General features: G+C 49.0%; 23 protein-coding genes. 13 read left to right on the top strand and 10 right to left on the bottom strand.

What is annotated here, in order from left to right; translation table 11 throughout:
• The first annotated feature begins 342 nt into the window (after window positions 1-342).
• Entirely contained in the window at window positions 343-966 is a 624-nt protein-coding gene (locus H6G00_RS24745) for a DNA-3-methyladenine glycosylase (RefSeq protein WP_190798784.1), read from the top strand.
• 45 nt (window positions 967-1011) lie between these two features.
• Here the strand turns inward: H6G00_RS24745 and H6G00_RS24740 are convergent, their stop codons facing one another.
• From H6G00_RS24740 to H6G00_RS24725, 4 genes are all read right to left on the bottom strand, one after another.
• Window positions 1012-1725 (bottom strand): SH3 domain-containing protein, encoded by a 714-nt coding sequence (locus H6G00_RS24740; RefSeq protein WP_190798783.1) that lies wholly within the window; start codon window positions 1723-1725, stop codon window positions 1012-1014.
• Window positions 1726-1849: 124 nt separating this feature from the next.
• Window positions 1850-3808 carry a mechanosensitive ion channel family protein gene (locus H6G00_RS24735; RefSeq protein WP_190798782.1) on the bottom strand — a complete coding sequence of 653 codons (1959 nt, stop codon included), beginning with the start codon at window positions 3806-3808 and terminating at the stop codon, window positions 1850-1852.
• Window positions 3809-4119: 311 nt separating this feature from the next.
• Window positions 4120-5823: a signal recognition particle-docking protein FtsY gene (gene ftsY / locus H6G00_RS24730; protein WP_190798781.1), complete on the bottom strand. Its 1704-nt coding sequence runs from the start codon at window positions 5821-5823 to the stop codon at window positions 4120-4122.
• Between the two features lie 158 nt (window positions 5824-5981).
• Complete coding sequence (locus tag H6G00_RS24725; protein ID WP_190684550.1) at window positions 5982-6506, bottom strand: hypothetical protein; 525 nt, start codon at window positions 6504-6506, stop codon at window positions 5982-5984.
• 35 nt (window positions 6507-6541) lie between these two features.
• Between H6G00_RS24725 and H6G00_RS24720 the strand changes: the two genes are divergently transcribed.
• Window positions 6542-7474, top strand: coding sequence for a histone deacetylase (locus tag H6G00_RS24720; RefSeq protein ID WP_190798780.1), 933 nt, complete (start codon window positions 6542-6544; stop codon window positions 7472-7474).
• Here the strand turns inward: H6G00_RS24720 and H6G00_RS24715 are convergent.
• Window positions 7455-8063 carry a DUF2721 domain-containing protein gene (locus H6G00_RS24715; RefSeq protein ID WP_190798779.1) on the bottom strand — a complete coding sequence of 203 codons (609 nt, stop codon included), beginning with the start codon at window positions 8061-8063 and terminating at the stop codon, window positions 7455-7457. The genes H6G00_RS24720 and H6G00_RS24715 overlap by 20 nt on opposite strands.
• Window positions 8064-8999: 936 nt before the next feature.
• Between H6G00_RS24715 and dnaN the strand changes: the two genes are divergently transcribed.
• From dnaN to H6G00_RS24680, 7 genes are all read left to right on the top strand, one after another.
• Window positions 9000-10184, top strand: a complete 1185-nt coding sequence (gene dnaN, locus H6G00_RS24710) for a DNA polymerase III subunit beta (RefSeq protein ID WP_190798778.1) — start codon at window positions 9000-9002, stop codon at window positions 10182-10184.
• Between the two features lie 7 nt (window positions 10185-10191).
• Window positions 10192-10818 (top strand): type I restriction endonuclease subunit R, encoded by a 627-nt coding sequence (locus H6G00_RS24705; protein ID WP_190798777.1) that lies wholly within the window; start codon window positions 10192-10194, stop codon window positions 10816-10818.
• A 175-nt stretch (window positions 10819-10993) separates the two neighbouring features.
• Entirely contained in the window at window positions 10994-12241 is a 1248-nt protein-coding gene (locus H6G00_RS24700) for an AmpG family muropeptide MFS transporter (protein ID WP_190798792.1), read from the top strand.
• A gap of 68 nt (window positions 12242-12309) precedes the next feature.
• Window positions 12310-12537, top strand: a complete 228-nt coding sequence (locus H6G00_RS24695; protein WP_190644073.1) for a hypothetical protein — start codon at window positions 12310-12312, stop codon at window positions 12535-12537.
• An 18-nt stretch (window positions 12538-12555) separates the two neighbouring features.
• The gene (locus H6G00_RS24690; protein WP_347278221.1) at window positions 12556-13047 is read left to right on the top strand and encodes a GNAT family N-acetyltransferase; all 492 of its coding nucleotides are present in this window, start codon (window positions 12556-12558) and stop codon (window positions 13045-13047) included.
• A gap of 158 nt (window positions 13048-13205) precedes the next feature.
• Complete coding sequence (locus H6G00_RS24685; protein ID WP_199318691.1) at window positions 13206-13910, top strand: hypothetical protein; 705 nt, start codon at window positions 13206-13208, stop codon at window positions 13908-13910.
• An 84-nt stretch (window positions 13911-13994) separates the two neighbouring features.
• Window positions 13995-15422, top strand: a complete 1428-nt coding sequence (locus tag H6G00_RS24680) for a phosphoglucomutase/phosphomannomutase family protein (RefSeq protein WP_190798776.1) — start codon at window positions 13995-13997, stop codon at window positions 15420-15422.
• A 111-nt stretch (window positions 15423-15533) separates the two neighbouring features.
• Here the strand turns inward: H6G00_RS24680 and H6G00_RS24675 are convergent, their stop codons facing one another.
• Complete coding sequence (locus H6G00_RS24675) at window positions 15534-15872, bottom strand: YkvA family protein (RefSeq protein WP_190798775.1); 339 nt, start codon at window positions 15870-15872, stop codon at window positions 15534-15536.
• 229 nt (window positions 15873-16101) lie between these two features.
• Complete coding sequence (locus H6G00_RS24670; protein WP_190798774.1) at window positions 16102-16569, bottom strand: rhodanese-like domain-containing protein; 468 nt, start codon at window positions 16567-16569, stop codon at window positions 16102-16104.
• Between the two features lie 253 nt (window positions 16570-16822).
• On the opposite strand from H6G00_RS24670, the gene H6G00_RS24665 reads away from it, so the two are divergent.
• Complete coding sequence (locus tag H6G00_RS24665) at window positions 16823-17785, top strand: GUN4 domain-containing protein (RefSeq protein ID WP_190798773.1); 963 nt, start codon at window positions 16823-16825, stop codon at window positions 17783-17785.
• 1 nt (window position 17786) lies between these two features.
• Here H6G00_RS24665 and accB read toward each other — a convergent pair whose 3' ends face one another.
• Together accB and efp are read right to left on the bottom strand one after the other, a co-directional pair.
• The gene (gene accB / locus H6G00_RS24660) at window positions 17787-18302 is read right to left on the bottom strand and encodes an acetyl-CoA carboxylase biotin carboxyl carrier protein (RefSeq protein WP_190798772.1); all 516 of its coding nucleotides are present in this window, start codon (window positions 18300-18302) and stop codon (window positions 17787-17789) included.
• A 90-nt stretch (window positions 18303-18392) separates the two neighbouring features.
• Entirely contained in the window at window positions 18393-18953 is a 561-nt protein-coding gene (gene efp / locus H6G00_RS24655; protein WP_190644067.1) for an elongation factor P, read from the bottom strand.
• A 212-nt stretch (window positions 18954-19165) separates the two neighbouring features.
• Here efp and H6G00_RS24650 point away from each other — a divergent pair, with 212 nt between their 5' ends.
• From H6G00_RS24650 to H6G00_RS24640, 3 genes are all read left to right on the top strand, one after another.
• Entirely contained in the window at window positions 19166-20359 is a 1194-nt protein-coding gene (locus H6G00_RS24650; protein ID WP_190798771.1) for a peptidylprolyl isomerase, read from the top strand.
• A 9-nt stretch (window positions 20360-20368) separates the two neighbouring features.
• Window positions 20369-21394, top strand: a complete 1026-nt coding sequence (gene thiL / locus H6G00_RS24645) for a thiamine-phosphate kinase (protein ID WP_190644065.1) — start codon at window positions 20369-20371, stop codon at window positions 21392-21394.
• A 117-nt stretch (window positions 21395-21511) separates the two neighbouring features.
• Entirely contained in the window at window positions 21512-25228 is a 3717-nt protein-coding gene (locus H6G00_RS24640) for a hydantoinase B/oxoprolinase family protein (protein WP_190798770.1), read from the top strand.
• Here H6G00_RS24640 and H6G00_RS24635 read toward each other — a convergent pair.
• Window positions 25225-26118 carry an SDR family oxidoreductase gene (locus H6G00_RS24635; protein WP_190644063.1) on the bottom strand — a complete coding sequence of 298 codons (894 nt, stop codon included), beginning with the start codon at window positions 26116-26118 and terminating at the stop codon, window positions 25225-25227. The two genes, H6G00_RS24640 and H6G00_RS24635, sit on opposite strands and share 4 nt — an antisense overlap.
• Between the last annotated feature and the right edge of the window lie 69 nt (window positions 26119-26187).

The following is a 26187-nucleotide window of genomic DNA, read 5'->3' as shown; positions in this document are numbered from 1 at the left end:
ACAGCTAGTGTCAATAGATTGAAGTCGATCTAGTTATATTAATTTATATCAATTGCTAAATTCTTCTCAGCCCACTTTTGATAAAGCGTTTCAGCTAAATATGGTCGAATCTGTGTTGTAACTAGCATGATGTTAAGACAGCTATTTACTGCTCTTCTATTGCTGTGATTAATCTAGTGATGTCAGCCAACCCAACTAATTCTTAAAGGAAAAATTGACTTGTTATTCATACGATAAACTCGACCAATTTTCTACAGAATTAGGTAAGTTTAGGTATCTAGAAGTCAAGTTTTACCAGTTTTACTTTGTTACGACGAGAGCCTTAAATATAGTTTTTCAGCGATGGATTATTCAACAGCGATCGCCTTTCTCATCAAGTCTGACTCCGTTCTAGGAAACCTGATTCAGCAGGTTGGCCCCTGTCAATTGGGGGAACCCCAGCTTGAAGCAGATTTGCTATTTTCTCTCTCTAAAACAATTCTGCATCAGCAGCTTTCTACCAAAGTTGCGAATGTAATTCACGGCAGGTTTCTTCAGCTTTACGCTGAAAGATTGCCGACAGCAATGGATATTCTCAACACACCTGATGAAACGCTACGTGGAGTTGGCATTTCACGCTCTAAAATTATTTACCTCAAAGACTTAGCGCAGAAGATATTAGACGGTTTACCTACTATGGCAGAGTTGGCAGAAATGGAAGATGAAGCCATCATTCAAACGCTCACTCAAGTTAAGGGGATTGGGCGTTGGAGTGCTCAAATGCTATTGATCTTTCGGCTAGGGAGACTTGATGTTTTACCCGTAGATGATCTAGGGGTGAGGGCTGGAATTCGAAAGCTCTATCAGCTAGATGACTTACCCACCAAAAAGATGGTGGAGTTGATGGGGCAAAAGTGGAAACCCTATGGAGCGATCGCCTCCTGGTATTTATGGCGCAGTTTGGATATGCAGGGAATTGAGGTTTAGCAACCCGGTTGAGGAGTAAGTTTTGAAGTTTTGGCTGAACTTTCTCTAAGGAGAGGGGCGATCGTCTTGCTGCCAAGTTTGAGCCGTTGGCGAATCCGAACTTTGTTTCGTTAGCGCCGCTTCAAAGGTAGATTGAGCCTCTGATGATAAAGAAAATTTGAGCAAAGACAGCACGCCATTTCGGACAGATTGAGGCTGTTCATCCAGAACGGAGATGAGTAATTCTGGATTCGTTTGTGCCCATTCCATAATTGCACCGAGCGCGACTTCGGCACCTGCGCTGTCTGCTTGAAATGCATAGCGAATCAGCATATCGGCAGCGAGGCGATCGCCCCCAATCGCTTTCTCCTTCAACAGATCAACATTACCGACGACAGTTTGAATTGCGGCGGTGTCACCACAGGAAACCGTTGTTGATCCTAAAAAGACCCAGCCTGCTACAGGTGAATTGATTTGCAGCCAACCATTCTGAGAGCCTACTACTGTTATCTCTGTATTGTTGGGCAATTCATCCAACACCTCACTGGACTGTTCTTCAGGATTGGAGTAGATGTTGGTGACTGGAGCGGCAGGGTCGTTGATTGACGTGACACATCCCGTAGGTTGAACTTCGTCCGTTGAATTTTCGACTGTAGTGGAGCTAGCTTGGTCTGAACTCTGGTTGGAAACTGCTCTGCAATTTGTGAGGAATAGGGCGATCGCAGCCCCAAACATTAGTAGAGCAACAGTCTTGAGAGTATGACGGATGTTGCTTTGCATGGCTTCTAAAGCTGAACTCTAAGCTAATGTAACCCACGTTGAAATTGCTTTTTCAAAAGCAAATTTAGGATTGCGATATTGATTTCAACGGCATGTGCAATAGGTTCAACTTTTTCACTTTATTTTAGTTGCCCACGTGAAATGGATTGGTTGGACCGGAAGAACGCGACTCGGTATGAGTAAATCCTCCGTCTGCCTTTTGTCCATCTTCACCACCATTCTGCTCCTCAGCTAATTCACCTGCAAGGCGCAAATCACTCTTAAATACGAGCGACTGTTGAGGCACGCCAATGGCAATTCCGGCTTCATCAAGAGCTAGCTTTAGACGACGGCGATATTCTCGTGCAACATCCCACTGTTTGAGCGGCTGGGTTTTTATCCAAAGTCGTATCATTGAGCCGATATGATCAAGCTTATCTACTCCCAGCAACAAAGGAGACTCCAAAATTAGAGAACGCCAGTGGCGATCATGACTCATTTCTTGAGCTACGTCATTAACTACTTTGAGCGCTTCGTCCAGGTTGGCATTGTTGGCGATCGTGATCGTTAAGTCGACCCGCGACCACTCTTTGGAGAGGTTTTGCACAATTCTGATTTCACTATTTGGAACTGTGATCAAACGTCCTTCTTCATTTCGCAGTTGAGTAATGCGAAGGTTCATGTTTTCCACTAATCCAGCGACGTCTCCAACGATGATTACGTCTCCGACTCCATACTGGTCTTCAAATAGGATGAGAAAGCCATTGATGATGTCTTTGATCAAACTTTGTGACGCAAAAGAAATTCCTAAACCAATAATCCCCGCTCCAGCCAAGAGAGGAGCAATTTCAATTCCTACGACAGCAAGAGAGGTAACAATCCCAGAACTGACTAGAAGTACTGCAATGATGCTTTTGGCAACACGGGAAAAAGTCGAAAATCGGAGTGCTAGTCGCTGAGAAGTTTCTGCCCTAAAGCTGGTACCGCTTTGCAGAACTAAGAAAAAGCGATCGATTAAAACATCACTGATACGAATGGCAACGTAGGTACTAAACAGGATCAGTGTGATGTAGAGCGGAAATTGTATCCAATTCCAGTTGAGGATTAGGGGCTGCACCCAGCGAGTGTAAGGGAATAGCCCCAGGATTATTAGTGTGCCACCTCCCCAGATGAAAACTTGACCGAGTTGAAACAGTCGCCGTTGAATTTCGTTGAGGTTGTGCTGTTGGCGGTTGTGCATTTGCCGCTGTAACAGGGCAGTCGTCATCTCGGTTGGGTTGCCGGTATCTGCTGCCGCTGACATTTCTTGAGCATCTGCTTCTCGCCGTGCCGTAATAAAGCGATGTTTTTGCTTGGCTTGCTGCTGAAACACAGTAAGCAAAAAGCTTGCAACAATCATCACGAGTAAAATGCCACTGGCGATCGAGATCTGTTGTCTTAAAGAGTCTGGACGACGTTCTTGCTCAGCTCTAAGCAGTGCTCCTTCAATTCTTTCGGTTAGCTCGTTTGTCCAGGTTTCTAAGTCGTCAACCCCGTTTGCCTGAGCGTCTAATGCATTAACAGTCAGCAAGTAATCTTCGTTTGTCTCATTTTCACCCATGCCGTAGCTGGCATTAATTACAAATACTTCCTCAGCTTCTACATACTCTGAAGTGAGTTGTAGTGTAGCGGGATTAAAGTCGGCATTAACGATTTGTTTGAGTTGAGTTTCAATGCTATTGACCCGTGCGTTAAGAGCGCTGGAGCCATTTTCTGAATCGTTAGGGTCATCTACGGTTATATCTGGAGCCGCAACTATAAACAGTTGATTTCCATCCAGGTAGACAGATTGGGTATCAATTTCTGATGTATCAGAGGGAAGTAAATCGCTAAAGTCTGGAAGCTCCAAACTGAGGCTAGGAGCAGCCAATGATGGATCTTCTGCTGGTGTCTCCGCTGGCGATGTCTCGGCTGACGGTGTCTCAGGTGTTTGAGCGTGTGTGGCTGGAGCGATCGCCCAAATCAACAGACTCACAGCTACACTTAGCCCAAACCATACTGTAGCGCGAATCCACCGTCCTGCTCGATACCCGATTTTCTTAGATTGGTAGGTTGCAAAAGTCATTACTCATCCAAGTTGAGACACGACAGAACACAACAAGACTGTGAAGTATTGAGTAGGGGAAAGATTCAGAGAATTAGTCTGAAATCTTCTCAGCTACTTGCCACAGGTTGCAGGTGCATTCTCAAACTCTTTAGATATACTCACAGTCTGACAAGATTGTGTCGAACTGATGACATATGTTTGCTAAATGCTAAAACATTTCAGTCTAAACAGAGCTTGTGATAGCCAAGTTTAAGCAGGGGCTTAGCGTTGTCAAGCCCGTACAGGAATCTACCGCATGTCTATTCAAATTGCTTTGAAACAGTCTTGACTCAGCCGCTAAGAAGCGCTTCGACGAACTCGTAGCTGGAAAAGGGGCGTAAGTCTTCGATGCCTTCGCCTGCTCCAATAAAGCGAATGGGTAGTCCAAGCTGCTGTACGACTGCTAAAGCGATTCCGCCTTTGGCAGTGCCATCTAGCTTGGTGAGGACGACACCGCTAAGCTGAGCTGCCTCAGAGAAGACTTCCGCCTGACGCAGTCCATTTTGCCCCAGCGTGGCATCCAGCACGAGCAGCGACTCAATTTTGGCGTTCGGCGCTTTTTTGTCGATGATGCGGCGAACTTTGCTCAGCTCGTCCATCAGGTTTTTCTTGTTTTGCAAGCGACCTGCGGTGTCGATGAGCAGCAGTTCGGTGTTGCGAGATTGGGCAGCAGCGATCGCATCAAACACAACGGCAGCCGGATCGGTATTTTTGCCGGGGTTAGCAATCACCTCTACGTTGCTGCGATCGCCCCATACTTTAACCTGCTGCACCGCCGCAGCCCGGAAAGTGTCAGCCGCAGCGATCAGACAGTTATAGCCCGATTTTTTGGCAATATGAGCGATTTTGCCGATTGTTGTCGTTTTCCCGGCACCATTTACCCCGGTTATTAACCAGATGTTGAGCGTCTCTTTTTCGGGTGCGAAGATGGGGGAATAGGATTTGCCCAGAGGGTTGTCCAGCATGTCGCGCAGGATTTGCTTGAGGTAAGCGATCGCCTCCGCTGGGGGCAGTGCTTCCTGGCGCAGCTTGTTTTGCAGTGACTCGATGATGTAGTCGGTCGCCACAATTCCCACATCAGCCTGAAGCAGCAGCGACTCGATCTCCATGACCGCATCCTGGTTGAGCGGTCCTTGCCCAACGATTGACCGCAGTTGATTCACCAGGTTGCGACGGGTTTTATCTAGTCCCTGCCGCAGCCGCTTTAGCCAGGTAATTTCTTCAACTGAAATTTGCTCGGGACGGCGACCCTGGGACGCTAACACCTCGGCTGACCAGAGGAAATTTTCGTCAAATTCAATTCCAGGAAAACCGGAATCAGCGGTTTCTTCTGGAGTTGCTGTTGTTGCAGCAACAGGAACAGGTTCAGGTTCTTCGATTGCTGTTGCTTTAAGTCGCTCCAAGCGTTCTTGCCGCTCTGCTTCTGCTTGCGCCCAAAAAGGCAGAGGAGCAGTGACAGCAACTTCATCACTTGCAGGTGTTTCGGTAGAACTTTCAGGAATGCTCTCTGTGGAGGAAACTTCCGCATCAGGTTCAGCAGCAGTTTCTGCAACAAGTTCTGAGGTAGGTTCAGCAGTAGGCTCAGGAAGAGTTTCTAGAGAAGCTTCAGAAGCCGATTCAGCCTCGCCTTCAGAAGCAGGTTCAGCCGTTGGCGCTGATTCCGTTTCTGACTCAGCTATAGGAGAAACTGGCTCTGCTGGTTCAGACACAGAGTCAGATGATTCAGCGGCTTGGGGAGTTTCTGCAGAGTTAGCCTGAGCCGTTTCGGTAACGGTTGGCGGTGAAGCGGTTGTACTGGTCTGCTGGCGCTTTTGAATGTTTTGGTAAGCTGCTTTTGCCCAGTTGAGGTAGTCTGCTGACACATCTGGGGTTGAGTCCGCCGCCGCGGGTTCTGCTGATTCGGTCTCTGGCTCAGTTGAAGGAGTTTCTGCTGGCTCGGTCTGAGCATCGACACGATCGTTGTACTGCCGATTAAACCAATTGAAAGACGACATAACACCTCAAGAAACCTGAACACCGTACCCACTAGGACTCCTGCGTGAATGGTAGCGCAGCCTGCCGCACCATCATCGGCGTGCCAAAAAGTGTCTACTGTTTTAACTGTAGGGAAAAATGGCTCAGGCTGTCGCTTCTCGCTAAGATTCTGTTGGGATTAGTCTTCGACTCTGAGCAGTCGCTTGAGTTGCTCGAAATTTTCAGCGCCCAAAGAGATTTTGATCTCTAGCTGCTGGAGGTCGTCTTTGAGGGTGAGAATTTGGTCTTTGCCGCTTGTGCTACGTTCGATTTGGGGGTTTGTAACGACGAGCGATCGGTAAACCTCTTCAGGGACTCCAATCTGAATCACGACTTCTTGCTGCGATCGCGGAAAAACATAAAGGCGCTGATGCAAATGATCGAGTGCCAGTTTGTGAGGGGTGGTATTGCGTTCATCCGTAGAGCCAGATTTGCGCCAGTAGAGCGTGATACCGCGCGTTTCAGCCGCATCAAAGAGAATCGTCTCGTCGAACCGCTGGGTTTCCCAGTTCAGTACGCTCAAATCTCCATTGGGAGGAATCAGGCGTTGTCGCCAGGTAACTTCCTTGCCACTCAACTCAGCCCACCATCGGCTGATCGTGGCAAAATGGCTGGCATTGTCGGGGCTGTTGCTGCCTAATTGCCAAAACGTTTCGGTTTGCATGACGGGTTTAAGTACAAGGATTGATTTTACGTTAGATGGATCTGCCGTTCGTTTATCACCCTGATTACGTTGTACCTCTGCCACCTGGACATCGGTTCCCAATGGAGAAGTTTAGGCGGCTGTACCAAACCCTGCTGGCGGATGGAGTCGCTTCTGCATCCCAATTTCATCAGCCTGAAGCCCCGCCCCAGGAGTGGATCGAACTGGTGCATACACCGGAATACATTCGAGATTACTGCGAGGGAACGCTGGATGCCAAGGCTCAGCGGCGAATTGGCTTACCCTGGAGTCCGGCGCTGGTTCAGCGTACCTGCATTGCAGTGGGTGGCACAATTTTAACGGCACGACTGGCGCTAGAGCATGGGCTGGCTTGCAATACGGCAGGCGGCACCCATCACGCTTTTCCTAGCTACGGGTCAGGGTTCTGCATTTTTAATGATTTGGCGATCGCCGCTCGTGTGATTCAGCAGCAAGGGTTAGCCCAAAAAGTCCTGATTGTAGACCTGGACGTGCATCAGGGAGACGGCACTGCATTCATTTTTCAGGACGACCCGACTGTTTTTACCTTCTCTATGCATTGCGAGGTGAATTTTCCCGGCACCAAGCAAACCAGCGACCTGGATGTGCCTTTACCCGTCGGCATGGAAGATGAGGAATATCTGCAAACCTTGGCGAAATATTTACCCGATTTGCTGTCTGGGTTTCAGCCCGACCTGGTGCTATACGACGCGGGAGTTGATCCACATTCGGGCGATCGCCTGGGCAAACTGGCTCTCAGCGACCGCGGCCTTTTTTGCCGGGAAATGCAGGTTTTGAGTACCTGTGCTGCCCAAGGCTATCCGGTCGCTTGTGTCATTGGCGGCGGCTATGGCGATGATTTTGAAGCACTGGTCTATCGTCACTCGCTGCTGCATCGAGCCGCCAGCGAGGTGTACAGCAGTAGCGGTATTAAATCACTCCGGTTTTAGGTTTTTGTTGCCTAGAGGATTTGGTCAGTTTAGGAAGTTTGCGAGTTGTTTTTTTGGGGAGGGGCGATCGCTTCTCCAACATTTCAGGTTTGCCTTCCAGTAAAGGTGTTTCCCCTGCATTGCCTAAGCTGAGCGCCCACTGGATCTCATTCCAGAGCGATCGCTTGGCTGCATGAAGGTCTGCCAACGCCAGCGCTAATCCCAGCAGCAGCATGACCAACCCAACGATAAATAGCACTAATGCTGCTGTAATCAGCCAATCCGCATTCGCGATCGTTCTCAGGGCAACGGTCAGCCCGCTCAACACAAACATGAACAGCGCATAGTGAATCACCAAAATGCTGCGATAGGCATCCTGATATTGCTGTCGCAACTGCCGCAGTTGGTGCTTGACCTGGAGCAAGCGATCGCCCCTGAGCAAAACCGACCCACCCATTAGCTCAGAATATTCCTGAGTGAGCGATCGCAGTTGTCTGTGAGTTGCCGTGTGGCGCACCAGCAGTCCACCCAAAATCACCACGCACGCTGCCACCATCAACACCGAATTTAGGACTAATTGAATCAACTGATTCGTTTGCTCAAGACTCATCCTGCCCTCTCCCGTTCAACCCTGGCATCTGCATTGCAGAACCAACAACGCATGAATATAGTACAAATGTACTTAAACCAGGCTGTTTAATCAAGCTCTAAGCAGCACAAGCCCAATTCTTGACATTCTTATTGGTGCAGTTTCTGGAGCGACCTCATTACTCCTGCCAAAATCGCTTCATTTACAGGCTAAACAACAAACTTTCGCCAAAAAGTTGCTATTCTTCAGAGATCTTTCTGTATAGAGCAGAGATATTTTCCAGCAAACCTGACGAAATTCATATAGAGGTTTTCCCTAAGTCCCCTAAAGTAAACTTTTGTAGCGTTCTTAAATTAAGGAATATTAAGAGGAAAAATGCTGTGGAAAAGCACCATTTTTCTGTGGAAAACTTTGGGGAAACCAACGTGGAAAAGCCAGGGTTTAGGTGGAAATGCTAGATGAGTATAAATACTGGGTAAAACTCTCTTCTCTTTTTCCACAAGTTCTCCACAAGTTAGAAACTTTCAAGATCCCTACGCTGGCGTGATCCCCTGACTTTTTCCACATTTTCCACAGGCCCTACTACTACCGATCTTTTTTTAAAGATCCGATCCGGAATCCTTTAAAGTCACGGATGAATGCTTCAGATTCAACAAATTGAAAGGTTCAATTAAAGGCGGTAAGGGTGTTAGGATCTCGTTCCAAGCAGAACTTGTCCTTGGCTTTTCAATGTACTAGTTGAAGTACTAGCTTTTGTACAACTAAATAGTACAAAGGATCTGATCTCTAAATACTGAGCCGTTACAAAACAAGCGCGAACCCATTACTAGCCAAGCCAGCTAACTCAAGTTAAAGCGTCTAAAAGTTGAAATCTCGCAGAGCATACCCAAGTTCCTTCAATCCGTCTTTGACCCAGAAGCCCTCAATCAGACAGCCGCAAGCATCAATTTTTCACCCATGAAACTCATTTGTGCCCAAAACGAACTAAGTTCTCACCTTTCCCTGGTTAGCCGCGCTGTTCCTTCGCGTCCCAGCCATCCCGTTTTGGCAAATGTGCTGTTGAAGGCGGATGAGGAAACTCAGCGCGTCAGTCTCACTGGATTTGACTTGAGTTTGGGAGTGCAAACTAGCTTTGCGGCACAGGTTGAGGAAGGGGGGACGCTGACCCTGCCTGCTAAGCTGCTGAGCGATATCGTTTCGCGTTTGCCCGATGGCGAAATTACTTTGGCAACTGAATCGGGTGATATGACTGCAACGCTGACCTGTGCCTTTGGGCGGTATCAGGTTCGCGGCATGGGTGCAGAAGAGTATCCCGAATTGCCAACGATTGAAGATGGGGATGTGACCTATTTGCCCGTTGAATCTTTGATTGAAGGGCTGCGCGGGTCGCTGTTCTCAACGAGTGCTGATGAAACCAAGCAGGTTTTAACCGGGGTGCATTTGACGGTGGAGCCAGACAGCCTGGAATTTGCCGCAACGGATGGACATCGTCTTGCGGTAGTCCAAACTGTGAACGTGGAACCGGATGTGGAACCGTCTAGCGCAGCTAAGGCAAATGGCAAAGGAACGACTGATGCAGAGGCAAAAGCCGAATTTGATGTGACGGTTCCGAGTAAAGCTCTACGAGAGCTAGAGCGAATGCTGCAAGTGCATCAGGATACGGGGGCGATCGCCGTTCACTTTGACCAGGGGCAGTTAACCTTCGAGTGGGCAAATCAGCGCCTCACCAGCCGCTTACTCGAAGGACAATATCCCAACTATCGGCAACTGATTCCGCGTCAGTTTTCCCGCCAACTGACGGTTGAGCGTCGCCTATTTGTTGGTGCGTTAGAGCGAATTGCAGTCCTCGCAGACCAAAAAAACAGCATTGTGAAGCTGGAAATGAACAACGCTGAGCAAGAGTTAGTTTTGTCGGTAGACGCGGCTGACGTGGGCAGTGGACGCGAATCCGTCGCGGCGCAAATTTCTGGTGAAGACTTAGAAATCGCCTTCAACGTGAAATATCTGGTGGAAGGCCTGAAGGCTCTCAACACTACCGAAATTCAGATGCAGTTCAATACGGCAACCAGCCCGTCAATTCTCACTCCTTTAGGCGGCACGAAAATGACTTACCTGGTCATGCCGGTCCAGATCCGCAGCTGAGATACAAATGGTACAGAGCCTTGCAATCAGTAACCTCACGTTGCCGGAGCTAGAGGAAAAGCAGAATCTCAAGCTAACAGATGATCCTGAGTTTTTTGCGGAGTGGCATGAAGCTCTTCCCGAGTTGAGTGATGAGGAAAAACGCTATCTGGAGCAGGTACAGCAAGAGTATTTTGATCAAACTCGAATGGGGCAAATTTCTGAAGGTTTGATCAAGCTAATAGTGGTTTCTCCTTTGTTGCATCTAGCTGGGTTCTATCGATATCCGTTTGAGGTCAGGCTGGAGGAGCCAGTACAGATTGAAGTTACAGAAGCAAATGAACTTTGGAGAGGTCGAATTGATGCGCTGGTGATCAAAGACTTTTTCTGGGTTTTGGTAGTGGAGGCAAAAAATTCGGTCTTTGGCATTGATCGCGCAATCCCTCAGGCGTTGGGATATATGCTGGCAACTCCTCACCCTGCGCGATTGACCTATGGATTGGTAACCAACGGCAGCAGTTTTGCTTTCATTAAACTCATTCAAGAACCACAGCCTCGTTATGATGTCTCGGATGTGATGCTATTGCCGGGACGTAATGTGCTTTTTAAGGTGCTACAGGTGATGAAGCAGATAGGAAGAATGACTGGTGAATGATTGTAAGGGTGACTCTTCCTGCAGGGGTTGGTGCATTAGCGGGAAACAAAGACTTTTTGATAATCGCTCTGTGGCAAGATGACTGAATCAGAAAGGAGGCATTTCTCCTGTCAGGAGCCGGAGGGCGATCGTGAAGTCAGTTGATTCTTTCTTTAAGGTTTTTCAGAGCCAGCGAATGGCAGCACTGCTGTTTCTGGGATTTGCGTCAGGACTGCCGCTGTTTTTGACGAGTAGGACGCTACAGTCCTGGATGACAGTTGAGGGAGTTGATCTAGCCTCGATTGGAGCCTTTAGTTTGGTGGGGGTGCCCTATTCGCTGAAGTTTCTCTGGTCGCCGTTGATCGATCGCTACATGCCACCATTCTTGGGTCGTCGTCGGGGTTGGCTGGTGATTACGCAAGTGGGGTTGACATTGGCGATCGCCGCTATGGCTCTGCAAAACCCAACTCAAGCGCTCCAGCTTCTTGCCGTGAATGCATTGCTGATCGCGTTTCTTAGCGCCAGTCAAGATATTGCGTTTGATGCTTACCGCACCGATGTGCTGGAAGAGCGAGAAATGGGAGCCGGAGCAGCCGTTGCCGTTTTGGGGTATCGGGTTGCGCTGCTGTTGACAGGTTCCCTGGCGCTTATCCTGGCAGATCGAATTCCCTGGACGGCAGTTTATCTGTGCCTGGCAGGGTTGATGGCGATTAGTATTGTTTTTTCCATTTGGGCACCGGAACCAGTTTTGCGCGATCGCCCGCCATCCTCTTTGGCAGAAGCAATCAAAATGCCCTTCCTGGAATTTTTTCAGCGATCGGGGTTGTTCCAGGGTATCGCTATTCTAGTTTTCATCGTTCTCTATAAACTGGGCGATGCGTTAGTCAACAATATGTCCCTGCCATTTCTGCTGCAGGCTGGCTTTAGTCAAACTGATATTGGTGCCATCCAGGGTGGAATGGGTCTGCTGGCAACAATCGTAGGTGTGTTGGCGGGTGGTGCGGTTTTAAGCCAATTGGGAATCAACCGTTCCCTCTGGATCTTTGGTGGACTTCAGGCAGTTAGCAACCTGACTTACCTCATCCTGGCGCAAATCGGTCGAAACTATCCCTTCATGGTTGTAGCGATCAATATCGAAAACTTCTGTGCTGGCTTGGGAACTGCTGCCTTTGTGGCATTTCTGATGAGTCTTTGCAATCAGCGATTTTCGGCGACGCAGTTTGCCTTGCTGTCTAGCTTAATGGCAGTCAGCCGCGATATTTTGGTGGCTCCAGCCGGAAGAATTGTAGAACTTACAGGGTGGACAACTTTTTTCCTATTGACTCTGATTGCGGCTTTGCCGGGGCTGTTGCTGTTGCCGCTGTTTGCTCCCTGGCATCCGCGTCCGTTGGCAGTTCCTAGACCGGGCTTAGGAGATGTCGAGGATAGCGATCACTCAGAATGAATGGTAGTAGGATGGATGAAAGAGCTTTATAAAACTTGAGATTTTTTCTTAAAATCCCTTCACCCATCATGGCTATTTTTCGTCAATATATTGCGCCGCTTTTAGTTGTCCTGGTTTTTGTGGTCGCCCTCGTTGCTGTCAGTGCGCGAATTTTCCTGCCTTCTGACATGATGGCTCCTGCTCCTATTGAGCAGCCAGAGGAGCAAGCACAAGCCGCAGACACCGAAGCCGTTGCAGATTTGCCTCCCACATTAGAAATTTTGGTGCATGGCTTGCCCGAAGCGGCTTCCTTTTAGCGTCGCTGGGTTTTAGCTGTGGCAATTCCCACCGATTATGTGCTTTGGTCAGGTTCGGGGCTGGATCGGGCGCTGTTGGTGCAGTTTATGCAGCGCACGTATCAGGAGCTATATCCTGATCAGTCCTTTGCTCATCTTGCGCGAACTGTTGAGCAGTATTTTTCTAAGGAAACGCCGCTCTGGTGGATTGGGCAGTCCGATGCTCATAAGCCTGAATTTGGTACGGGAACTTATGCGCGATCGCCAATTGCTTGCTTGTGGTTAGGAAACGCTATTGATCAGGTAAAAGGCGATCGCCACTCTCATATTTTCTTGCTTTATGTGCTGCCTGCTCATCGTCGTAAAGGAATTGGGTCAGCATTGATGCACCATGCGGAGGAGTGGGCAAGGGAGAGGGGCGATCGTCAAATGGGTCTACAGGTTTTTGTTGCAAATCAACCTGCGATTAGCCTTTACCAGAAACTAGGTTATACTTCCCAATCTGTATGGATGGTGAAACCTCTGATTTAACGGATGCCGGACTAACCTCGATAGATTTCTACTAGGCGATCGCTCCATTTATTTCGTATTTTCAACCAGAGCGAGAAGGGGGAACTAAGTTGCTCAAATTGCTTCCGTTGATCTAAGGTTACTTGTTACGATTCCATTGAAATTTCAGTTAGACGTTTGTGAAAAAGTACTTAATTTTCTCTGGTATTTTGCTGGGGTTGGCGGGTTGCGGTACTGTTCCTCCCGTCAGTCCAGAAGCTTCTGTGCCAGATAGCACGCCTGCTGCTGAAGAAGGTGCTCCGTCTCCCAGTTCTACTCCTTCAGTATCAGAGACAGCTGTTTCCGATGAGCGACGCATCTCAGCCGAGGGAATTGGGCTAGCCAAATTAGGAATGACCCTGGGCGAGTTAAAGCAGGCGTTGGGAGCAGAAACCGAGTTTGTGGTTGAGTCTCCTTTTATTGCAGACTTTGATGCGATCGCCGTTCGTCAAGCTGGCGAAGTTCAGTTTTACATTCTCTATCTGCCAGGTGGAACCTTTACAGATGAAGATGTGATTCAAGGATTAATGACTGATAATCCTAAGTTTCTCACTGGTGAATCAGTGGGTCCGGGAGTGGCGATCGCTCAAGCAGAATCAGCTTACGGTAAAGCAACGCTTTCCTACAACACGCAGAACGAAGGGCGGGAATACGTCCGTTTTGAGAATCATCCTGCCTCTAACCTTTCCTTTGGAACGGGCAATTTCAATCAGCAAACTGCTGGCGTTTATCCTTCGACAACCGCTGATTTTAATGAAACTCAAGAATTTCAACCAACCGCTACGATTACCTCGGTGTTGGTGGTTTGTCTAGCTGAGAGCTGCGTAGGCGCAGGAAATCAGTAGACGCAGCAATAGTCATCAGAGATGGCGAGTGGCGAGTCGAGCGTAAAGCGCTATATTCGACTCAGGTGAGGGAGGAAAGGCAGAATGAAGGCAGCCAACGATACAAGCCAAATTTGCTTTGGCACGGACGGCTGGCGTGGAATCATTGCGGATGATTTTACCTTTGCCAATGTGTGTAGAGTCACACGGGCGATCGCCCATTATCTAGAAACTGCCTATTCCAAATCGCGTCCTGTTTTGGTTGCCTATGACACTCGCTTCCTTGCCGATCAATTTGCCAAAACAGCAGCAGTAGTGCTGGCAGATGCAGGCTGGACAGTCAAACTGGTAGAGCGAGATTGCCCAACTCCAGCGATCGCTTACAGCGCCAAATTGCTCAACTCGGCAGGCGCGCTTATGTTCACAGCCAGCCACAACCCAGCCGTGTATTGCGGCATCAAATATATCCCTGACTATGCTGGCCCGGCTACATCAAAAATTACCGATGCAATCGTAGCTCAGCTCGATCGAGTATCGACTCGACCTCCCAGCAGCGATCGGACTGATCAGATTTCTACCTTTGACCCTAAACCTAACTACCTCCGGTTCTTATACACGCTGCTGGATATCGAGCGGATTCGCAAGGCTAATCTACAGGTCAAGTACGATGCGCTGTTCTCAACTTCGCGTGGCTATTTGGATGTCGCGTTAAGCCACTGCGGCTGTCAGACTGAAGCCTTCCACATGCAGCGAGACGTGCTGTTTGGTGGTGGCATTCCTGAACCCAAAGGCAAGCAATTGAGAGGCTTGGTGAAAGCAGTGCAGCAGGATAAGGCGGCTCTGGGAGTTGCCACTGATGGAGATAGCGATCGCTTTGGCATTGTGGATGATCAGGGAAATATTCTCACGCCCAACGCAATTTTGCTGCTGCTGACGCGCCATTTGGTTGAACAGAGGGGTAAGACGGGGGCGATCGCTCGGACGGTTGCCACAACCCATCTGCTCGATAATTTGGCACTGAAATATGGGCTGGAGCTTTATGAAACGCCAGTCGGATTCAAGCATATTGGCGAAAAAATGCGAACTGCCAACGTGCTAATTGGCGGTGAGGAGTCAGGCGGGCTGAGCATTGCAGGACACATTCCTGAAAAGGATGGGGTACTAGCAGCCCTGCTCGTGGTGGAGGCGATCGCCTACGCAGGCAAACCGCTGAGCCAACTGGTAGAAGAGGCGATCGCCGATGCTGGAGGACCTCGTTACGAACATCGGCTCGACTTTCACCTGAGCAATTCTCACAAAGCAGCTCTGATGGATACCTTTAGCCAGAATCCGCCAGCCGACATCGCCGGAATCAGGGTTAAGCAGATCGGTCGCAAGGATGGAATTAAACTTTATCTGGAAGATGGCAGTTGGGTATTACTGCGTCCGTCTGGTACAGAACCTTTAATGCGAGTTTATTTGGAAACGGATGATTTAGAGAAACAGGCGAGCATTGCGGCTCATCTAGAACGTCAGGTGAGTCAATCCTTTTAGGACAAATTTGGGCAAAAAAAAGGACAGAGCTTTGCCCTGTCCCCTTCATTAAGGAAAACGTTGAATCGTGTCTCTACAGAAGGTTAAATCTCAAATTTTTAGGAGGTTCGGCTACTCAACGGGGATGGCATCAACAGTAACAGGTTCTTGCTCTACGCTTGAGGCGACCCGATCGCTACCTACTGCAACTGCATCTTCATCTTTGCGATTTCTAACCCGCTCGATCATCAATTGAGATAGCTCTGACACCAGTAGAGTCATTAGCATTACATCATCGATCTGCCCAATCACCGGGATGAAATCTGGAGCAATGTCAATGGGGCTGAAAAAGTAAGCCAGAGTTCCTAAGATGATCCACCAGCGATATTTAGGATTGCGAATGGTGCTGCGGTACCACTGATAAATCGATTGAACAAAAGATTTTTGATTGCCTGGTTGGTTGCTTGTCATAGGAAGTTCCTCCGGTTACTTCTTAATTTTGGCGAATTTGTCCCAAGAGGTCCGGTACAGATATCCGTCTGTTTTGGTCTGGAGAATCCCACCGACAAAAGTTCGAAAGCTAAATTTCCTCCATGTGCTTCTGATAAATCTGCATAAATGCACTTGATCTTCTCAGAACAAATTGTTGATTTTGAGCAAACGCTTTTGAGCAAATTCGATAGCAGTTTTTATTGTTTGACTACGGTTCGTAAGCATGAAATTTAGCATCTAAAAGTCTTCCCCAGAGCGAATTGTAAGGATGGACCTGTTGAACAATCTGTTCGTTTCGGTAAACGGGTCTGCCTTGATTTGCCCATTGAAAGATTGATCCCTTCAAGTTGACCACGTTGGAGTAGCCTGCCGCTTGTAAGCGAGAGGCGATCGCTGACGACCGATATCCGACTGAGCAGTACGTCACAATTGGCGTGTTCAAAGGGAGTCTTAGGCTCTCGAATATTTCCAGCTTAGGATCAACTTGCCGGGCGTTAGCTAAATGACTAACCGCAAATTCTGCCGGGTTGCGCGTATCCAGCAAAATTAGCTGGGGCAAATCTGTCTGCTCTAGTCTCGCTGCCAGTTCTTCAGATTCAATTTGCCGAACTGCTGGAAACTGAGTGTGAATCATGCGCTCAAGGGCAGCCCAACTGATGCGATCGATTAAATTCATAAACCATACTCTCTAACAGCAAATCTTTAGGGAATTGATATGAATTAGTCATGCATTCAATGGCTTAAACCGAGTTAAGTAGCCAACGAAATTAGAAGCGATCGCCCTAAGTTTTGTCATGATGCAGTTGCTAGCTTTGAAGATTCTAGTTGAGTTTTTGAGGATATCCGGACTGAAATAAACTTGGTCTGTAAACTACAAAAGCTAATCTGTTTGAGTTTCAAGCAATTTACCCTATCTCAGTTGATTTCTTATGGATTGTGCCTACTACTACCAGATTCTTGACCTTAAGCCCGGTGCATCAAAGCATGAAGTGAAACAGGCATACAAGGATTTGATTGTTGTTTGGCATCCTGACCGCTTCACGCACAATCCCAGGCTCCAACAGAAAGCCCAGGAAAAGGTGAAGGAAATTAATGCAGCTTATGCTTTTCTAAAGTCCTATGACTTCGCTCCTGAAATGGGCTTTTCAACACCCTATAATGAGCCCCGCTACAACGAGCCTCCTCAAAATTCTGCTGACAACTTTACTTATCAAAATCCTCAAAATACGTCTTACCAAAGCCCGCACTATCAAAGCTCGAACTATCAAAATACGTCTTACCAAAACGCAACTTATTCAGATTGGGCTCACCAAAATACAAGTTATCAAGAAAACACAGCTTACCAAGGAAATACAGCTTATCAAGAAAACACAACTTATCAAGCACAACCTCAATCAACCGATTTAAGTTACTTGCAGCTACTCATGGCATCGGGTCGTTGGAAAGATGCAGACCTTGAGACTAAAGCAATCTTGCTGAAGATTATGAATCGCGAAGAAGCGGGTTGGCTCAGTGAAGAAGATGTGAGAAATTTGCCTGTTGCAACACTTGCTGCGATCGATCGCCTTTGGGTCAAATATAGCAACGGCCGCTTTGGGTTTAGCACTCAAAGCAAAATTTGGCGTGAGCTAAACTGCAAAACAGACTCCTGGCTGTTTGCCCAAAGCAAGAGTGAATGCAAATTTGGAGCGCAAATTGGCTGGTATGTGAATAATATTTGGCTGCTCCAGTGGGATACGTTCAAATATGGCTTTCGTGCCCCCGCAGGTAGCCTACCAAGGGAGTACATTTTTGCCCTGAACGGCTGGTGGAGCTATTCCCAAAACTTGAGTAGTCACTTGCTGTGGCGATTTGAGGAAGTATTCTTGCGGCTAGAACCCGCTGATGTTTAATCTAGCCAGGGTTGACTCGCATCAGAGCTTGCCCGTATTCTACGGGCTCTCCGTTTTGCACCAAAATTTCTACAATTTCGCCGGATACTTCGGCTTCTAGCTCGTTCATCAGCTTCATCGCTTCGATGATGCAGACGGTTTGCCCTGGGCGAATGCGATCGCCCACTTCTACAAAAGGTGACTCGTCTGGACCGGGCGCACGGTAGAAGGTGCCGACCATAGGCGACATCACATCGACCAGGCGATCGCTTGCAGGAGGGGCAGGGGTCGGCACTGAAGCGGTGACGCTAACATCGGCTGTCGTCGTAGCTGCCCCAGGAGTTGGGGAATGCAAAATCGCTACGGGTGGCGCAAAGCCTTCTGCCCCAACAACACCACTGCTTGGAGGGCGATCGCCAATCTGAGAGCCCTTCCGCACGACTAGCTCAAAGTCATCGCTCTTTAACGTCAGTTCTGCTATGTCCGTTTGATTTAGCACCGCCAGCAGTTGACGGAGTTCGTTAAAATCAAATTCCACTTATGTGACCCCTCAAAATAGGCAACAGGCAACAGGCTTGGGCCATGGCGCTTTTAGCCTATCGCCTGTCGCCACCACCCAGCTAAACCACTAATTCTCTCGTCCTAAGTATGTATCATTGCGGGTGTCGATCTTGATCCGTTCGCCAATTGAAATAAACAGCGGCACCATCACCTGAGCGCCCGTTTCAACAATTGCGGGCTTGGTGCCTCCGGTCGCCGTATCACCCTTGACTCCTGGGTCAGTTTCCGTCACCTCCAGCACGACAGAGTTGGGCAGTTCAACTTCGATGACCTGCTCCCCCCAGCGCACGACGTTTACTTCCATACCTTCTTTCAGGTATTTGACGCGATCGCCAATCTGCTGGGCGTTGAGGCGTCCTTCCTCGTAGGTCTCCATATCCATGAAGACGTAGTCATCAGCTTCTTTGTAGGTGTGCTGCATCGTGCTTTTTTCGAGCGTCGCCTGAGGAACCGTCTCACCGGCTCGAAACGTCCGCTCGATCACGCTGCCAGTCTGAGCATTTTTTAGCTTAGTGCGGACGAATGCAGACCCTTTCCCTGGCTTGACGTGGAGGAATTCAACCACCTTCCACACGGAGCCATCTAGCTCAATGCTGACACCTGGGCGAAAGTCATTGCTGGAAATCATGAATCTTTTGAAGGAGAACAATTGGCAACTTATTGTACCGCTCAAGTGGGTGCGTCTTCACTTTCCTGAGAAGCATTTTGGGGATTGGAGATTAGGGGATGAGGATTGGCGATCGCCAATCCTCATCCCCATTCCCCCCACTATGGCAAGATTAAACATGGGGTTGTTCCAAAAAATCCCCGCTCTCATGCCGAGTTCTTTAAGCAATTCTGATGACTATCGCTCTTGCAAAAACGGCTAGTGAATCCCCCAAGACGAGTTCAACTGAACTTTGCAAGAGGTTTGCCAGCTTCCTTAGCCCCTACCTCAAAGCCGGAGTCTTGATCGCAGTGCAGGCTGCTCTATTTCTGGGACTCAGTACAACTTGGTGCGTTAGCCCAGCCTCAGCGGATGTATTGATTAGCGCTTTGCCGCCTGGTAACGCCATTACTGATGGCAAAGCGTTGCTTAGATATGCATTGCCGATTGACAACACTGCCGTGCGACGAATTCAAACCAGCATTGAAGAAATTTCGGAAGTGCTGCGGGCACGCAGACGATTTGGTGCAATCAACGGCAATTTGGCTCAAGCCGAACGAATTCTCAATTCGCGCCGTTCAGAATTGCTGACTACCGTTCCCGATGAGAACAAGCCTCAAGCAGAATATCTTGTCTTGCAATTGCAGAATGAGATCAACGCTATGCGGCAAGACGTCGAAACCAAAGACAAAGAAGCGATCTGGATTCGGCGGGGCAAAATGTTGGACATGGTCGGTCAGCTCGAAGAGTTGATGGTACAAGATTTTCCCTTTGAGGTGCCTGCTGAATACAGCAATTTGCCCCAACTTAAGGGTCGTGCCACAGTTGAGGTCGAAACTAGTAAAGGCACGATGACGCTGGTTGTGGATGGCTATAGTGCTCCTGTCACCGCTGGAAATTTCGTCGATTTGGTGCAGCGTGGCTTCTATGACGGGCTAGAGTTTACCCGTGCAGAAGACTTTTACGTAGTGCAAATCGGCGATCCACCCGGAGAAGAAGAAGGCTTTATTGATCCGAACACGGGTGAATATCGGGCAATTCCTTTGGAAGTTTTGGTAGAAGGTGACACTGAGCCGACTTATGGAATCACGCTAGAGGATGCAGGACGCTATCTGGATAAGCCCGTACTACCTTTCTCTGCCTACGGCACGTTGGGAATGGCTCGTCCCGGTGAGGATGCCAATGGAGGTTCGTCGCAATTCTTTTTCTTCCTGTTTGAGCCAGAATTGACTCCTGCTGGGCTGAATTTGCTGGATGGACGTTATGCGGTCTTTGGCTACGTCATCGAGAATAAGGAAGTTCTAGAACAACTCAAGCAAGGCGACAAGATTATCTCTGCCAAAGTCGTCAAAGGCGCTGAAAATCTGGTAGAGCCGCAAGCTGCTTAAAGTTGTCTCATGTTGATTCGTGATTTGGGGGAGCAGGCGCTTTTGCAAAAGTTGCAGCGTTTTTGCCCCCCTGCTGTAGTTGGTGATGATGCAGCACTGATGGCTGTGGCGATGGGCCAGTCGGTTGTGGTCACGACCGATATCCTGGTTGACGGAGTGCATTTCAGTGTGGGACTGGCATCTCCGGGTGTGCATACGACTTCTCCGGCAGATGTGGGATGGCGGGCGGCGATCGCCAACCTCTCCGACCTAGCCGCAATGGGTGCTTCTCCCTTGGGAATTACGGTTGGGCTGGGTTTGCCAGGAGACTTGCCCGTGAGCTGGGTAGAACAGCTTTACCAGGGCCTAGCTGATTGTTTGGCGCAATACAATACGCCGATTGTGGGTGGGGATGTGTGCCGCTCGACGGTGTTAACGGTGGCAATTGCTGCCTTTGGTCAGGTCTTTCCGGATCAAGCAATCCTTCGTTCTCAGGCGCAACCGGGAGATGCAATTCTGGTGACGGGCGTTCATGGAGCCTCGCGGGCTGGGTTGGAACTGTTACTGAATCCCGATGCGGGGGTGGGGCTGAGTGGGGGCGATCGCGATCAGCTCATCAAAGCGCACCAACGTCCTGCTGCACGTTTAGACATTCTGCCAATCTTGCAAGAGGTTTATTCCCTCCAATCTCCCGTCCAAATTCCCTTTAGGCTGGCTGGGATGGATAGCAGTGATGGGCTAGCAGATGCCGTCCTACAAATTTGTCGAGCTAGCAGTGTAGGAGCCAAGTTGGAAAGGGCAAAAATTCCTATGCCGTCTGCTTTTAAGCAATGGCTTTCTCCAGAGCAAGCGCTGGATTGGGCTTTGTACGGGGGGGAAGATTTTGAACTGGTGCTGTGTTTGCCTCCTGATCTGGCTGAGGTGATAGGGCAGCGTTTGGGTAATGGAGCGGCGATTGTTGGCAGTATTGTTGCAGGCAGCGAAGTTTGGTTAAGCCAGAGCAATGGACAGCCTGATGTTGCCCTTAACCTCAATCAAGGATTTCAACATTTTTAATTTTGCAGCGCTGACAACCCTCGAATTACTGGTCGTTCAGCATGTTGCGGTGATTTTCAACAGGTGTCATACAATCAAGTGAAATTGTCATGGCATTAGCCCAGTGAGCACTGCTCTATGCTGAAAGTTTTTGCCGATCGCGGGGGTACGTTTACTGACTTGGTTGCCGTGACGGATGATGAGGCGATCGCCCGTCACCTCTCTCATTCTCCTGAACGGTTTCAGGTTGTCTCGCTGCCTGATCATCAGTGGGTGATTGTCTACAAACTGTTGTCAGAGAATCCAGAACGATATCAGGATGCAGTGATCCAAGGCATTCGAGACATTTTAGGAATTGCCTCTGATGAACCCATTCCATCAGGAGCGGTTGAGGTGGTGAAGATGGGAACAACGGTAGCGACCAATGCCCTGTTAGAGCGAAAAGGCGATCGCACCCTTCTGTTAATCACAAAAGGCTTTCGAGATGCTCTGCGGATCGGCTATCAAAATCGACCAAATATTTTTGCGCGTCACATTGTTCTACCCGAAATGGTGTATGAACAGGTGATTGAAGTGGAGGAGCGCTACACGGCGCAGGGTGAAGAACTCATTGCCATCAGCCCTGAAGAAATAGCCCGCTTAACTCAAGCATTGCAAGTTGCCTTTGAAGATGGCATTCATGCCTGTGCGATTGTATTTTTGCATGGCTACCGCTATCCCAAACATGAGCAACAGGTGATGGCGATCGCCCAACAAATCGGCTTCACACAGATCTCTGTTTCCCATGAAGTGAGTCCGTTAATGAAACTGGTGAGTCGGGGAGATACTACCGTTGTTGATGCCTATTTGTCTCCAATTTTGCGGCGATATGTAGAGCAGGTCGCAGCCAACCTCACCAAAACAGAAACTCACTCTACCAAACTGGAGTTCATGAAGTCGGATGGAGGACTCACTGATGCCCGACTGTTTCAAGGCAAGGACAGTATCCTTTCTGGCCCCGCTGGAGGAATTGTAGGAGCGGTTAAAACCAGCACTGCTGCAGGATTCAATCAAATTATTGGCTTTGATATGGGAGGCACCTCCACCGATGTCTCTCACTTTAACGGGGAGTATGAACGCACTTTTGAAACAGAAGTAGCCGGTGTGCGACTACGTGCCCCGATGATGTCGATTCACACGGTTGCGGCAGGGGGAGGCTCAATTCTGTTTTTTGATGGTTCTCGCTATCGAGTTGGACCAGAATCCGCAGGGGCAAACCCTGGCCCAGCCTGCTACCGCAAGGGTGGACCACTTGCAGTGACCGACTGTAATGTGATGTTGGGCAAAATTCAGCCAGAGTTTTTCCCACATGTGTTTGGTGAAACAGGGAATTTGCCTTTGGATAATGCCATTGTGCAGCAAAAGTTTGCTGAGTTGAGTGCAGAAATTCACTCCAAAACATGTGATTCCCGCACCTCAGAACAAGTGGCAGCAGGGTTTTTGGCGATCGCCATCGACAAAATGGCTAACGCAATCAAAAAGATATCGGTTCAGCGGGGTTATGACGTAACTGAGTACACTCTCTGCTGCTTTGGTGGCGCAGGTGGACAGCATGCCTGCCTGATTGCTGAAGCGCTAGGCATGACGCAAATCTTTATTCATCCCTATGCAGGCGTACTGTCAGCTTATGGTATTGGTTTAGCTGACCTTCGTACCCTCAAAGAAAAAGCAGCAGAGGTTCGCTTAACTCCAGATACAATTCCTACGCTAAAGCAGATGTTGGAGGAGTTGAGTGCAGAAGCTCAGCAGGAAATCCTGGCACAGGGAGTGAGTGGCGATCGCATCCAAACGTTGCTTAAAACTCATCTTCGCTACGAAGGCACGGATTCTGCCCTGATCGTAGACTTTGGTGATGCAGACACGATACGAACTCACTTTGAGCAGTCCTATCATCAGCGCTATGGCTTCACCATGCCTCACAAAGTCCTGATTGTGGAAGCTGTCTCAGTGGAAGCAATTGGACAAACCACGCCACTCACCGAACCTCTGCTTCCTACGGGCAGAACTACCCCGCTCAACCCGATCGCCACCGTCCAGATGTACACTCACGACACCTGGCACGACACCCCGGTTTACCAGCGAGAAGACCTGAAACCAGGCGATCGCCTTCCCGGTCCATCCCTAATCATCGAACCCACCGGCACCAATGTCATTGAACCGGGCTGGAGCGCAGAACTGACCCAGCGAAACCATTTGGTGTTAACCCAAATAAAGAGCAAAGAACAACGAACAAAAGACGAACCCCTTCTCATTTCCCAACCCTCAACCTCCAGCAAACCCGACCCTGTTCTTCTGGAAATTTTCAACAACCTATTTCGGGCGATCGCTGAAGAAATGGGCATCACATTACAAAACACCAGTTATTCCGTTAATATCAAAGAGCGGCTAGATTTCTCCTGTGCCATCTTCGACCAGCACGGTCAACTGGTTGCCAACGCGCCTCATATTCCAGTCCATCTCGGCTCTATGAGCGAGAGCGTCAGCAGTTTGATTCAAGCAAAAAGTGATGTTCTCAAATCCGGTGATGTTTACGTCTCCAACAACCCCTACAACGGCGGCACTCACCTTCCTGATATCACCGTTATCACTCCCGTTTTTGCCACTGTAGCAACTTTCCATCCCTCTACCCCTCTCTTCTACGTTGCATCTCGTGGACACCACGCTGATATTGGTGGGATTACTCCTGGCTCTATGCCGCCTCACAGCACCTCAATGGAGCAAGAAGGAGTGTTAATTGATAACTTTCAGCTTGTGAATCAAGGAGAGTTTTGTGAATCTAAATTAGTTGATCTACTCACTTCTGGGGAGTATCCGGTTCGGAATGTTTCACAAAATATTGCTGACTTACAGGCTCAGGTTGCTGCGAATGAGCGAGGGTCACAGGAATTGCTGCGAATGGTCGAACACTATAGTTTAGAAACAGTGCGGGCTTACATGCAGCATGTGCAAAACAATGCAGAAGAGTCCGTGCGACGAGTGATTGATGTATTGCAGGATGGGCAGTTTGTTTATCCAATGGATGACGGCTGCGAGATTCGCGTGAAGATTACGATTAATCGGGGCGATCGCTCTGCCCACGTCGATTTCACAGGCACTTCACCCCAACAGCAGAGCAATCTAAATGCACCTCTTGCGATCTGCAAAGCAGTTGTTTTATATGTGTTTCGCACCCTTGTGGAAGATGATATTCCACTCAATGCGGGGTGCTTGAAACCTTTGGAAATTACCATTCCCGATGGCTGCATGTTAAATCCACATTATCCTGCTGCTGTAGTTGCGGGAAATGTGGAGACTTCACAGGCGATCGCCAACTCACTCTACGGTGCTCTCGGTGTTATGGCGGCAGCCCAAGGCACGATGAACAATTTCACCTTTGGCAATGAGCAGCACCAATACTACGAAACTATTTGTGGTGGCTCTGGCGCTGGAGCAACGTTTGACGGAACCGATGCCGTGCAAACTCACATGACTAACTCACGACTCACCGATCCAGAAGTATTGGAATGGCGGTTTCCCGTGTTGCTAGAAGAGTTTGCAATTCGGCACAACAGTGGCGGCAAAGGACACCATTCGGGAGGTAATGGCGTGATTCGCCGCATCCGTTTTCGCGAAACGATGACTGCCGCAATTCTCTCAGGGCATCGGATCATTCCCCCCTTTGGGTTGCAGGGAGGTGAACCTGGGGCGATCGGTCGTAACTTTGTAGAACGAAAGGATGGGGCGATCGCCTCTCTACCCGGTAAGGCAGAAGTACAGGTACATTCAGGTGATCTGTTTGTAATTGAAACTCCCGGTGGTGGTGGCTTTGGTGCCTAAGCCTGAGCTGGCACATACCGTCTGATGTAACTATCCAGGGTTTCCATTCTCATGTTGAAGACCGATTCTAATCGCTCGATTTCGGTAGCAGTGCAGTAAAACTCATTCGAGAGCAATGTCCGAAAAGTTCCCAGCGCCTGCTTTGCTTCAGGATTAAAGAATCCTACGACGGTGCGAATCCCATCCACAGCGCCAATGGGCGGATTAATTACAACGGGTTCCTGATTAAAAATCTGTTCAAAGATTTTTGGAATGTTGCCTCGCTCAATAATCTCTGGCCCACCAACCGCAAAGATTTGATTGCGGGCGGCGTCAATGGCTACGGAATCTACTGCAATTCGGGCTAAATCATCGGTGCTGACGATCGACGAGCGAATTCTCAGGTCACCAATAGTGAAATAAATGCCGGATTGCTTGAACCGCTCTGCCAAGGGCACAATGTTAGAAGCAAAGCCGGATGGACGCAGGATTGTGTAGTTGAGTCCGCTAGCTTGCAAGTAGTTTTCAACTGCCCGCTTTGCTTTAAATGTCGGTGCGTCTTCATAGCCGCGATCGGCTCCCAGCACGGAAATGAAGACAAAATGCTCAACTCCGGCAGCTTTTGCTGCATCAATTAAGTCAATATTGGCGCGATAGTCCAGCGTTTCAGCAGTGCCACCACCGGCTTCGCTTGCACCGTGAGTGCTAATCACATAGCGAATGCCCTGGCAGGCTTTTTGAATATCTCGCTCTTTCAACAGATCGCCAACAAAAATTTCTGCGCCACGACTTTCAAGTTCTGCATAGCGCGAGGTCAGACGCGCGAAGGCTCTGACGGGTTTTTCTTCTTCTCGCAACCGCTTAACGACGCGGGTGCCGAGATCTCCGGTGGCTCCAGTAACTAGAAACATGGGGATTGGGGGGTGAGGATTAGGGACTGGGGGCTAGAGGCAGATTGTATATGCTTCTTCCCGTAGGGT

Source organism: Leptolyngbya sp. FACHB-541 (assembly GCF_014695875.1).
Classification (GTDB): Bacteria; Cyanobacteriota; Cyanobacteriia; order Elainellales; family Elainellaceae; genus JAAUTN01.
The sequence above is the reverse complement of the archived record's forward strand: the minus strand, read 5'-3'. Positions and strand labels throughout refer to the sequence as shown.

What these genes read in the sequence shown, in the direction of transcription:
- H6G00_RS24745 (WP_190798784.1), top strand. Translation starts at nt 343, where the DNA reads ATGGATTATTCAACAGCGATCGCCTTTCTCATCAAGTCTGACTCCGTT.
- H6G00_RS24740 (WP_190798783.1), bottom strand. Translation starts at nt 1,725, where the DNA reads ATGCAAAGCAACATCCGTCATACTCTCAAGACTGTTGCTCTACTAATG.
- H6G00_RS24735 (WP_190798782.1), bottom strand. Translation starts at nt 3,808, where the DNA reads ATGACTTTTGCAACCTACCAATCTAAGAAAATCGGGTATCGAGCAGGA.
- ftsY (WP_190798781.1), bottom strand. Translation starts at nt 5,823, where the DNA reads ATGTCGTCTTTCAATTGGTTTAATCGGCAGTACAACGATCGTGTCGAT.
- H6G00_RS24725 (WP_190684550.1), bottom strand. Translation starts at nt 6,506, where the DNA reads ATGCAAACCGAAACGTTTTGGCAATTAGGCAGCAACAGCCCCGACAAT.
- H6G00_RS24720 (WP_190798780.1), top strand. Translation starts at nt 6,542, where the DNA reads ATGGATCTGCCGTTCGTTTATCACCCTGATTACGTTGTACCTCTGCCA.
- H6G00_RS24715 (WP_190798779.1), bottom strand. Translation starts at nt 8,063, where the DNA reads ATGAGTCTTGAGCAAACGAATCAGTTGATTCAATTAGTCCTAAATTCG.
- dnaN (WP_190798778.1), top strand. Translation starts at nt 9,000, where the DNA reads ATGAAACTCATTTGTGCCCAAAACGAACTAAGTTCTCACCTTTCCCTG.
- H6G00_RS24705 (WP_190798777.1), top strand. Translation starts at nt 10,192, where the DNA reads ATGGTACAGAGCCTTGCAATCAGTAACCTCACGTTGCCGGAGCTAGAG.
- H6G00_RS24700 (WP_190798792.1), top strand. Translation starts at nt 10,994, where the DNA reads ATGGCAGCACTGCTGTTTCTGGGATTTGCGTCAGGACTGCCGCTGTTT.
- H6G00_RS24695 (WP_190644073.1), top strand. Translation starts at nt 12,310, where the DNA reads ATGGCTATTTTTCGTCAATATATTGCGCCGCTTTTAGTTGTCCTGGTT.
- H6G00_RS24680 (WP_190798776.1), top strand. Translation starts at nt 13,995, where the DNA reads ATGAAGGCAGCCAACGATACAAGCCAAATTTGCTTTGGCACGGACGGC.
- H6G00_RS24675 (WP_190798775.1), bottom strand. Translation starts at nt 15,872, where the DNA reads ATGACAAGCAACCAACCAGGCAATCAAAAATCTTTTGTTCAATCGATT.
- H6G00_RS24670 (WP_190798774.1), bottom strand. Translation starts at nt 16,569, where the DNA reads ATGAATTTAATCGATCGCATCAGTTGGGCTGCCCTTGAGCGCATGATT.
- H6G00_RS24665 (WP_190798773.1), top strand. Translation starts at nt 16,823, where the DNA reads ATGGATTGTGCCTACTACTACCAGATTCTTGACCTTAAGCCCGGTGCA.
- efp (WP_190644067.1), bottom strand. Translation starts at nt 18,953, where the DNA reads ATGATTTCCAGCAATGACTTTCGCCCAGGTGTCAGCATTGAGCTAGAT.
- H6G00_RS24650 (WP_190798771.1), top strand. Translation starts at nt 19,166, where the DNA reads ATGACTATCGCTCTTGCAAAAACGGCTAGTGAATCCCCCAAGACGAGT.
- thiL (WP_190644065.1), top strand. Translation starts at nt 20,369, where the DNA reads ATGTTGATTCGTGATTTGGGGGAGCAGGCGCTTTTGCAAAAGTTGCAG.
- H6G00_RS24640 (WP_190798770.1), top strand. Translation starts at nt 21,512, where the DNA reads ATGCTGAAAGTTTTTGCCGATCGCGGGGGTACGTTTACTGACTTGGTT.
- H6G00_RS24635 (WP_190644063.1), bottom strand. Translation starts at nt 26,118, where the DNA reads ATGTTTCTAGTTACTGGAGCCACCGGAGATCTCGGCACCCGCGTCGTT.